The 9242-nt window shown below is 27.3% G+C and carries 9 protein-coding genes; 1 reads left to right on the top strand and 8 read right to left on the bottom strand.

The window, feature by feature from the left end:
• Positions 1-184: 184 nt before the first annotated feature.
• The 5 genes from yiaY to alr all read right to left on the bottom strand — a co-directional run bounded on the left by yiaY (position 185) and on the right by alr (position 5178).
• Entirely contained in the window at positions 185-1339 is a 1155-nt protein-coding gene (gene yiaY, locus ACRCYC_RS14725) for an L-threonine dehydrogenase (RefSeq protein ID WP_438619892.1), read from the bottom strand.
• Between the two features lie 211 nt (positions 1340-1550).
• Positions 1551-2504: a GTP 3',8-cyclase MoaA gene (moaA, locus tag ACRCYC_RS14720; protein WP_438619891.1), complete on the bottom strand. Its 954-nt coding sequence runs from the start codon at positions 2502-2504 to the stop codon at positions 1551-1553.
• A complete protein-coding gene (locus ACRCYC_RS14715) occupies positions 2488-2991 on the bottom strand; it encodes a MogA/MoaB family molybdenum cofactor biosynthesis protein (protein WP_438619890.1) in 504 nt (167 codons plus the stop codon). The genes moaA and ACRCYC_RS14715 overlap by 17 nt, the downstream gene beginning before the upstream one ends.
• A gap of 116 nt (positions 2992-3107) precedes the next feature.
• Entirely contained in the window at positions 3108-4037 is a 930-nt protein-coding gene (locus tag ACRCYC_RS14710) for a S66 peptidase family protein (protein WP_438619889.1), read from the bottom strand.
• A gap of 1 nt (position 4038) precedes the next feature.
• Entirely contained in the window at positions 4039-5178 is a 1140-nt protein-coding gene (gene alr, locus ACRCYC_RS14705) for an alanine racemase (protein WP_438619888.1), read from the bottom strand.
• A 162-nt stretch (positions 5179-5340) separates the two neighbouring features.
• On the opposite strand from alr, the gene ACRCYC_RS14700 reads away from it, so the two are divergent.
• Positions 5341-6138 (top strand): M55 family metallopeptidase, encoded by a 798-nt coding sequence (locus ACRCYC_RS14700; protein ID WP_438619887.1) that lies wholly within the window; start codon positions 5341-5343, stop codon positions 6136-6138.
• A 41-nt stretch (positions 6139-6179) separates the two neighbouring features.
• Here ACRCYC_RS14700 and ACRCYC_RS14695 read toward each other — a convergent pair whose 3' ends face one another.
• The 3 genes from ACRCYC_RS14695 to ACRCYC_RS14685 form a co-directional block, all read right to left on the bottom strand.
• A complete protein-coding gene (locus tag ACRCYC_RS14695; protein WP_438619886.1) occupies positions 6180-6722 on the bottom strand; it encodes a flavodoxin domain-containing protein in 543 nt (180 codons plus the stop codon).
• Positions 6723-6791: 69 nt separating this feature from the next.
• Positions 6792-8021 (bottom strand): MFS transporter, encoded by a 1230-nt coding sequence (locus ACRCYC_RS14690; protein WP_438619885.1) that lies wholly within the window; start codon positions 8019-8021, stop codon positions 6792-6794.
• Between the two features lie 111 nt (positions 8022-8132).
• Complete coding sequence (locus ACRCYC_RS14685) at positions 8133-9242, bottom strand: phosphotransferase enzyme family protein (protein ID WP_438619884.1); 1110 nt, start codon at positions 9240-9242, stop codon at positions 8133-8135.

The raw sequence follows: 9242 nt of genomic DNA, 5'->3' as shown, positions 1-9242 counted from the left end.
TCCACTCCAAAAATAAATCCTATAATTTGTAATCTATATAATTACTAAGTATATATCCTATTATAATATATTATAAATTTTTATTTTAGTTACTTAATTCGTGCTTAAAAGAAAAGAGATTATCATAAATAATATTACGATAATCTCTTTATTCAAATAACTACTTTATATAAAAAAGTTAACTTTATACGCCCATAGCCCTACATAATATATCTTTTACATCTTGATGAGTTGCTTTTATAGGATTCGTTAATCCACAAGCATCTTTAAGCGCATTATCTGCTAAAATATCAAAATCTTCTACTTTAACTCCTAATTCTCTAAGTCCTTTTGGTATATCTACATCTTCTGATAACTCTCTTATAGCAGTTATGCAAGCTTTTGATCCTTCTTCTTCATTCATATTAGCTGTATCTACACCCATAAATTTAGCTATGTCTTTTAACTTACCACTGCTTACTTTAGAGTTAAATACTTGTACTTCTGGAAGTAATATTGCATTACATACTCCATGAGGTAAATCATAGAATCCTCCAAGTTGATGAGCTATAGCATGAACATATCCAAGTGAAGCTGAGTTAAATGCCATTCCTGCTAAATACTCAGCATAAGCCATCATATCTCTAGCTTCCATGTTATTTCCATCTTCTACTGCATCTCTTAAATATTTACTTATAAGCTCTATAGCCTTTTGAGCACATGCATCAGTAACTGGTGTCGCAGCTGTTGATACATAAGCCTCTACAGCATGAGTTAATGCATCCATTCCTGTTGCAGCTGTTAAGGATTTAGGCATACTAACCATTAACTTTGGATCATTTACAGCAAGTATTGGTGTTACATTTTTATCAACTATAGCCATTTTAACATGTCTTTCTTCATCAGTTATTATTGAGAATACTGTCATTTCTGAAGCTGTTCCAGCTGTTGTATTTATTGATATTAAAGGAAGTTGTGGTTTTGAGGATTTATTTACTCCTTCATAGTCCTTTATGTTACCACCATTTGTAGCAACTAATGCAATTCCTTTAGCGCAGTCATGAGGAGAACCTCCTCCATATGATATAACAAAATCACAATCATTTTCTTTTAATATACTAACTCCATCCATCACATTATTAACTGTTGGATTTGGCTGAGACCCTGGATAAACCACATAATCTATATTATCTTTCTCTAAAAGATCTGTTACCCCTTTAAATTCTTCACTTTTAGAAGATCGTTTTCCACAAACTATTAAAGCTTTTTTAAGTCCCCTAGAAGTTATCTCCTCTACTATTTGATTAACACATCCTGGTCCCATTAAACTTATATTCGGCATAAAAAATGCATAACTCATATTATTTACCCCCTTGATTTCATGTATTTAAAACAAGTTGTTTGTTTTTTATTTAACACACTTTCATTATATACCATTTTTTTCTATATGTACATGGTATTTAATAAATTCACATTTATTTTTATTTGTTAAATAACAAAATAAAACTGATATTATAGATAAATAATTCTATAGTATCAGCTTTATACAATTTTTTATTAAAACTATTTTATTATCCTCCAATTTGATACATGTTTCTATTAGTATCACTCTTTTTATTTTCTAGTAAATTATGTTTTTCTGGCTTTGTATATATAAATTCTTTTAGTGTGCTCAAAAACTTTTCTGAATTTTTTAAATATGGTTTTATATCTATTTCTTCCTTGGAATGTAGACATAACTTTAAATTTCCATTAGATGTCATTCTTATTCTATTGCAGTTATTGCAAAACGAACAGCTCATAGGAGTAATAATTCCAACTCTCCCCTTTGAATTATCTATCTTATAATATGATGCAACACTCTTTTCGCTAAATGTTATAGGTTTTAAGCATTCTATTTGTGCTAAAGTTTCGTTTAAATTCACATACCCTTTTTTGAATATTTTAAGACCTTCTCCTATTGGCATCAACTCTATAAATCTAACGTCAATAAATTTATCTTTTGTAATATTTATAAAGTCATACAATTCATCATCATTTAAACCTTTTATTAAAACACAGTTAATTTTTACTTTTATACCTAATTTTATACATTTATCAATTGCCTCTAATACTTGGTTTAAATCTCCACCTCTAGTTATTTTTTTATATTTTTCTTCATTTAAAGAATCTATGCTTATATTGACTTTTTTTAACCCATTATGTTTTAATTTATTTATTTTATTGCTTAAACCTATAGCATTTGTAGTCATGCAGATATCATCTATTCTACATTCAACACGTGCATATTCTATAAGCTTATCTAAATTTTCATATAAAAGTGGTTCTCCACCTGTAAATCTTACTTTTTTTATTCCTGCATTCGAAAAAACTTTTAGTATAGTTTTATAATCCTCAAAGCTTAATTCATTATTTATATTGTCAGTTTGTATATCTTGTGGCATGCAGTAAATACATCTTAAATTACACTTGTCAGTTAAAGAAATTCTTAAATAATCAATTTCTCTATTATGCTTGTCTATCATTTGCACACTCCACAGCTTCGCCTTTTAATATTTCTATGCCATGTCCAATTACATCTATAATAAATTCTATGCTTTCTATAGCCCCCTTAGGACTGCCTGGTAAATTTATTATTACTGTATTTTTTCTTATTCCACTGACCCCTCGACTTAATATAGCTCTTTTAACTATTTCTGAAGATTTCATTCTTATATATTCACTAATACCTGGTATTTCTCTTTCAATTATTTCCTTTGTAGCTTCTGGCGTTATATCTCTTTTAGAAAAACCAGTTCCTCCATTTGTTAATATTAAATCTATATTATTTAAATCACAAAGTTTTATAATTTCTTCTTTTAGCATTGTTTTGTCATCTGGAATCATGTTATAGTATTTTACTTCATAATCTTTTTCATTGTTTATAAAAGCAGTAAGCTTTTTACCTGTTATATCTTCTCTTTGTCCATTAGACCCTTTATCACTTAAAGTTATTATAGCAACATTAAACATATATTCACCTCTTATATTGCATTTTATATATTTTCAATTTTATCATATATTAAGCTAAAAAACATTCGTATATATAATTTTTACAACTATATATATGAATGTTTGATTTTCTAAGATTATTTAGTTAATATTATTTTTTTACTAGTGGCATCTAACTTGCAAGTTATCCCTAATGGCATGCTAATCATTGGTTTACAATGTCCTGATTGTAAATTACATACACATGGTTTATTATATTTTTCAATTTTGTCTAAAAATAAATCATATAACTCATAGTCTTCTTCTCTTTCTTTTTTGCAATCCTCAAAATCTCCAAATATAATTCCACTGCAATCTTCAAATTTACCTGCTAATTCCAATTGAGTTAACATCCTATCTACCCTATACATAGTTTCCCCTATTTCTTCTATAAATAATATTTTATTTTTCACATCTATTTCATACTTACTTCCTATAGTGCTAGTTATTAAAGATAAATTTCCACCTATTATAATTCCCTCAGATATTCCATCTACCAAAGTATATAACTCTTCATTTTCAGGATTTTCTATAACTAAATTATCTTCCATTTCTATCATATCCATAAATGATTTATAAGTAAATTCATCCCAATTAGGTGATGTCGATGCCATTGTTCCGTGATATGTTACCAAATTGCAATGTTGATTAAAAACTATATGAAGTGATGTTATATCTGAATAACCTATAAAAACTTTTGGATTATTTTTTATAATATCATAATTTATTTTATCCAGTATCCTAGGAGTTCCATACCCACCTCTAAGACATAATATAGCATCTACTTCTTTATCATTAAACATCAATTCAATATCTTTTACCCTTTCTTCGTCTGCTCCAGCTAAGTACCCCTTATAACTTAAATAACAAGTTTTTCCCATTTTAACTTGATATCCAAAGTTTTCTATAGTTTTTTTTACATTGTTTAATTCCTCATTTAATAAATGTTTACTTTTTGGTTTGTACGGACTAGATGGTGCTATTATTCCTATAGTATCTCCTTTTTTTAACATTTTTGGATATATCATTTTAATCTCCCCTTAATATATAATTTAAACTTTTTATTACTCTGTTATCTTTTTTATATACTCTATCTACACGTCTCGAAATCAAACTAATTATCTCATTTCTATTTGTATCACATAAATTAGCAACTTCTAAGAGGTTAGGTCCATTTTGACCATATAAAATAACATCTTTATCATAATCACCTTTATCTAAATTGCTTAAATCTATTATCATTTGGTCCATACATATTTTCCCTACTATATTACATATTTTTTTATTTACCATAACATAGCCTTTATTTGATAAATGTCTTGGTATCCCATCTGCATAACCACAGGGTACAACCCCTATGTGCATATCTTTGCATGCTATATAAGAGTAATCATAGCTTATGCCTTCTCCTTTTAATACTTTTTTAACTTGAATAATCTTAGATTTAAAAGTTATAGCTTCTCTTAAGTTCAAATTTGATTTTCGACTATTATATCCATATATGCTTGCTCCTACTCTAACCATATCCATATGAAAGTCTTTATATGCTACCATACCTATACTGTCGCAAATATGCTTTATCGGTATGTATTTATAATTTAAAATTTCATCTGCAATAGTTTTAAACTTTTCAAACTGTTTATAGTCTTCATCTTTATTTGTAAGTGCTAAGTGAGAAAATATGCCTTCTACAAATATATATTTTAATTCTAGTATATGTTTTAATTCCTTTATTGTATTTTCCTCTACTTTAAATCCTAATCTGTTAAATCCAGTATCTATTTTAATATGAACCATACATTTCATTTTTAGTTGTTTGCAAATTTCATTTATTTGATTTGCTTGGTTTGTTGAAAATACAGTAATAGTTATATTATTTTTTATAGCCAATTCAAAGTAAGTTTCGGATATATATCCCATAACTAAAATCGGTAAACTTATGTTGTTATATCTTAGTTCTAAAGCTTCACTTAAGCTTGCTACACATATATAATTAACTAAATCAGTATCAATATGCTTGCATATTTCAACTGCTCCATGCCCATATCCATTAGCCTTTACTACTATAGCTAATTTAATATCATTGGATATATAACCTTTTATTTTCTCTATATTATAGTTTATATTATCTAAATTAACTTCTACGTAAGTTTGCCTTGATAGATTCATAATTTACATCCTCCAATTCTTTTTTAACATATTAAAATCATATTTCTTTATAATAACTATGTATAATTTTTAGATACAATAACTATATCTATTATATAGAGTTATAAATTATTATTAGTTTTTATTATTAGTTTTTAATTTTAATTAAATTGGAGGTAAATAATGAAAGTATATATAAGTGCTGATATAGAAGGAACATGTGGCATCGTAAATTGGGAAGAAACCAATCTTAATTCTCCTAGTGGTGAATATCATAAGTTGCAAATGACTAAAGAAGTAAGCTCAGCTTGTGTTGGAGTAAATGAACATGATTGTAATTATATATTAGTCAAAGATGCTCATGGAAGTGCTCGAAGTATAAACCAATCAATACTGCCTCAAAATGCTAGAATTCTTAGAGGTTGGACTAATGACCCACATATTATGATGGCAGGTATAGACAAAAGTTTTGATGCTACGGTTTTTATAGGTTATCATAGTGGAGGTAGTCAAAATGGAAATCCCCTTTCCCATACTATGAATAGCTCAAAATATGATTATGTAAAAATAAATGAAGAAATAGCTACTGAATTTATGTTAAATGCTTATACTAGTGCTTATTACAATGTTCCCGTAGCTTTTTTAAGCGGAGATGAGATGCTTTGCGAAAATGCAAAGAAATTAAATCCAAATATAATAACAGTAGCTGTATGTAAAGGAATTGGAGATGCCTCTATATCAATACACCCAGATGTTGCACTTAAAAGTATAGAAGAAGGTGTGAGTGAAGCTTTAAATGGAGATTTATCTAGACACATTATAAAACTACCACAAGAATTTAACATAGAGATAAAGTTTAAAAACCACAAAGATGCCTATAAAGCTTCTTTTTATCCTAATGTTAAGCTTATAAATTCTCAAACTATTATTTTTAAAACTAACGATTACTATGAATTTTTAAGAATGTTTTTATTTATATAAATTTAAACTTGTTAAGGATAATTATAAAAATATAATTATCCTTAACAAGTTTTTTGACTAATATCTTCAATTAGCTTATTTATTGATTGTTTATCTGTTAAGTTCACTTTTTCTTCAAACCCCTTTAGTACAGTTAAATCATCTTGAGTAAAATTTGCCCTGCCTTTGTTTTCTATTGTTTTTTTGAGTGCCTTCATCATAATTTTATCAAGAAAATTTAAAGTTTTATATTCATATTCTCCTTTAAAATTATATATTTTAATATTTTCTAAACTCATTTTATTTAAGTTTTGTTTTATTATTATCTCTCTTTTATCTTCGTTTATAGACTCCATACCTACAGAAAATAAAAACAGTTTTTTATCTTTAATTTTGTCATAATTATCTTTTATAAAATTAATCCCACTTATTTTACCTCTGTATAGGCCTCCTCCAAATACTATCATATCATATTCTAATAAATGCTTTGGTCTTATATCTGTAACTTCATATAAGTCAGCATTTAATTTTAAAGCTATCCATCCTGCATATTTTTTAGTGCTTCCATATTTTGTTTTATAAATAACTGCAGTCTTTTTGCTCATTCCAAACACCTCATCTGTAGTTTATTTTCCACCTTATATATTCTATATGACTTACTTCTCTGTTTTCCTTTATTTAAGTTGTCTTTTCATAAATTTTTCTAGAGATATCATAATTAGCATACCTAAAGCTGATACTAGTGCAACTACTATCCACCCGATAAGTATGCTATAAATTTCTATTATATCTCCCATAATCATAGGTCCTATAGCAAACCCCCACCCTGAAATTAGAGGAAGTATTGAGCTTACCCTACCTCTGTGGGATGCGGGTGTGTTATTAGCTATAAATGTACCTTGATTTATAGTTATTAATATTTCTCCAATTGTCATTATAAATATTGCTATAAAAAATAATATAGGCAAATTTATAAATCCAAACATTCCAAATGATATTGTATAAAAAACCCCACCTATAGCCATAGTTTTTAATATACTAGTTTTTTTCGTCATAGTTGTTAAAATTGGAGTAAGTAGTATTACAACTGCTCCATTTAAACCTCCTAATACTCCATATAGCTTTGCTCCACTTTCACTAAATATATGTTCTAACTGTATAGGTAATGCAAACCCCCATTGAGAATATGAGAAATAATACATTAAAATCCCTATTGAAAAAAATATTAATATAGGTCTTTTTATAAGAACTTTAAATACAGAACCTTCTACTTCTTTTTCTAAATTACTTATTGATTCAAGTTCTTCATCTATACATTCTTCTCTTGAACCTTCCTTTATAAATAATATGATTAAAATTAATGCTACTAAAGTTGTGATCCCATCTCCTATAAATATTAATGGTAAATAATTTTCATATAAAAGACCACCTATTATAGGTCCTATACAAAAGCCAATATTGCTTCCCATATATAAAAGTGAATATGATGCTTTTCTATTTTTAGGAGTTGTTATATCTGCATTTAAAGCTTCAAATGCAGGAGATGACATCGAGTAAAAACAAGATGATACTATCATTACTTTAGCCATAGTTGTAGATGGTTCCATAAATCCGCAATATATTAGCGTTATAGCACCTAGCAACTGAAATACAATTATTACCTTGCGCCTGCCAATATTATCTGCAAGCTTACCTCCAATCATCATCGCCGGAGCTTGAAATATTGATAGTGTTGTTAGAAACATCCCTGCTTCCCCAACTGATAGCCCTATCTTTTGTGTTAATATAAGAGCCATAAGTGGATGTACAAATGCTCCTAAACTATTTACTATTCTACCTATAAACAGTATATATACTTCTTTCGATAGCCCCTTGTATGTACCGAAAATATTTTTAAAATCCATAATATCCCCCCCTAATATTAATTTCTAAATATATAACTATTAATTTTATAGCTTTTTTATTACAAAAAAGAGATTCTCTTAATTTTTATTTAAGACAATCTCTTTAAAGTATTATTTAGAGTATTTAATTACTATCTCTTTCATCTTATCCATATTTCTTTCCATATCTTTAACTAGTTTAAACTGATTTCTAGCTCTATCTAGATTATGAGTTTCTTTGTGTATCTTAAAATATATATCACCATCTATATAATCCATTAAAAACCTCATTCCGCACTCAAACGTCATAAGTTTAGCTCCAAATGGAAGATATTCTATTTCTAAAATATCCAATGAATTTTTAGTTTCTTGTAAAAACCCTTTAACAAAGTTTTCATATAAATTCATATCAAATTTAACTTTGCTCAACTCTGTTTCATCTTCTAATGCGGTTGTAGCTCCTGAACGTATAGAATCTCCAAAATCATATGCTATTAATCCAGGCATTACTGTATCTAGATCAATTACAGCTATTGCTTCATCACTTTTTTCATCTATCATTATATTATTAAATTTAGTATCATTGTGAGTAACTCTTAAAGGCATCTTACCTTCTTCTATCATATTGACTAAAATATCACAGTCCTTAGCTCTATCAATCACAAAATCTATATCATCTTTAATACCTTCTACTCTTTTTAAAGGGTCTGCTTTTACAGATTCTAAAAACATATCATATCTTTTTTTAGTATGATGGAAATCCTTTATAGTTTCATATAGTTTATCAACTTCAAAATCTGATAATTGTTTTTGGAACTTCCCTAGGGCTTTACCACATTTATACATATGAATAGGCTCTTCAACCACTTGATAAGTTTTTGCATCAGTTATATATATAAAAGCTCTAAAATAATCATTTTCATCAGTTATATAAAAATTTTCATTGTTTATAGTCTTTATTATATTTAAAGTTTCTCTAAGTGGATTTCCACCTTCTTTTATAATTTTATTTTTTATATGCTCAGTTACATTTTCTATATTTGCCATAAGTTCTTGTGGATTTTTAAATATATTAGTATTTATTCTTTGTAATATATAACTAACTTTAGATTTATCTTCTTTTTCAAATATTAGTACAAATGTATCATTTATATGTCCACATACATGACTTTTAGCTTCTATAAATTCACCTTCAAAATTAAATTTTTTAACTATATCATCAAAATTATATTTTTTATCCAT

Origin of the sequence: Paraclostridium sp. (assembly GCF_051657365.1) — a bacterium.
Taxonomy (GTDB): domain Bacteria; phylum Bacillota; class Clostridia; order Peptostreptococcales; family Peptostreptococcaceae; genus Paraclostridium.
The sequence above is the reverse complement of the archived record's forward strand: the minus strand, read 5'-3'. Positions and strand labels throughout refer to the sequence as shown.

Bases quoted from the DNA above. Each gene is read 5' to 3' on its own strand.
- yiaY (WP_438619892.1), bottom strand. From the start codon at position 1,339: ATGAGTTATGCATTTTTTATGCCGAATATAAGTTTAATGGGACCAGGA.
- moaA (WP_438619891.1), bottom strand. From the start codon at position 2,504: ATGATAGACAAGCATAATAGAGAAATTGATTATTTAAGAATTTCTTTA.
- ACRCYC_RS14715 (WP_438619890.1), bottom strand. From the start codon at position 2,991: ATGTTTAATGTTGCTATAATAACTTTAAGTGATAAAGGGTCTAATGGA.
- ACRCYC_RS14710 (WP_438619889.1), bottom strand. From the start codon at position 4,037: ATGATATATCCAAAAATGTTAAAAAAAGGAGATACTATAGGAATAATA.
- alr (WP_438619888.1), bottom strand. From the start codon at position 5,178: ATGAATCTATCAAGGCAAACTTACGTAGAAGTTAATTTAGATAATATA.
- ACRCYC_RS14700 (WP_438619887.1), top strand. From the start codon at position 5,341: ATGAAAGTATATATAAGTGCTGATATAGAAGGAACATGTGGCATCGTA.
- ACRCYC_RS14695 (WP_438619886.1), bottom strand. From the start codon at position 6,722: ATGAGCAAAAAGACTGCAGTTATTTATAAAACAAAATATGGAAGCACT.
- ACRCYC_RS14690 (WP_438619885.1), bottom strand. From the start codon at position 8,021: ATGGATTTTAAAAATATTTTCGGTACATACAAGGGGCTATCGAAAGAA.
- ACRCYC_RS14685 (WP_438619884.1), bottom strand. From the start codon at position 9,242: ATGGATAAAAAATATAATTTTGATGATATAGTTAAAAAATTTAATTTT.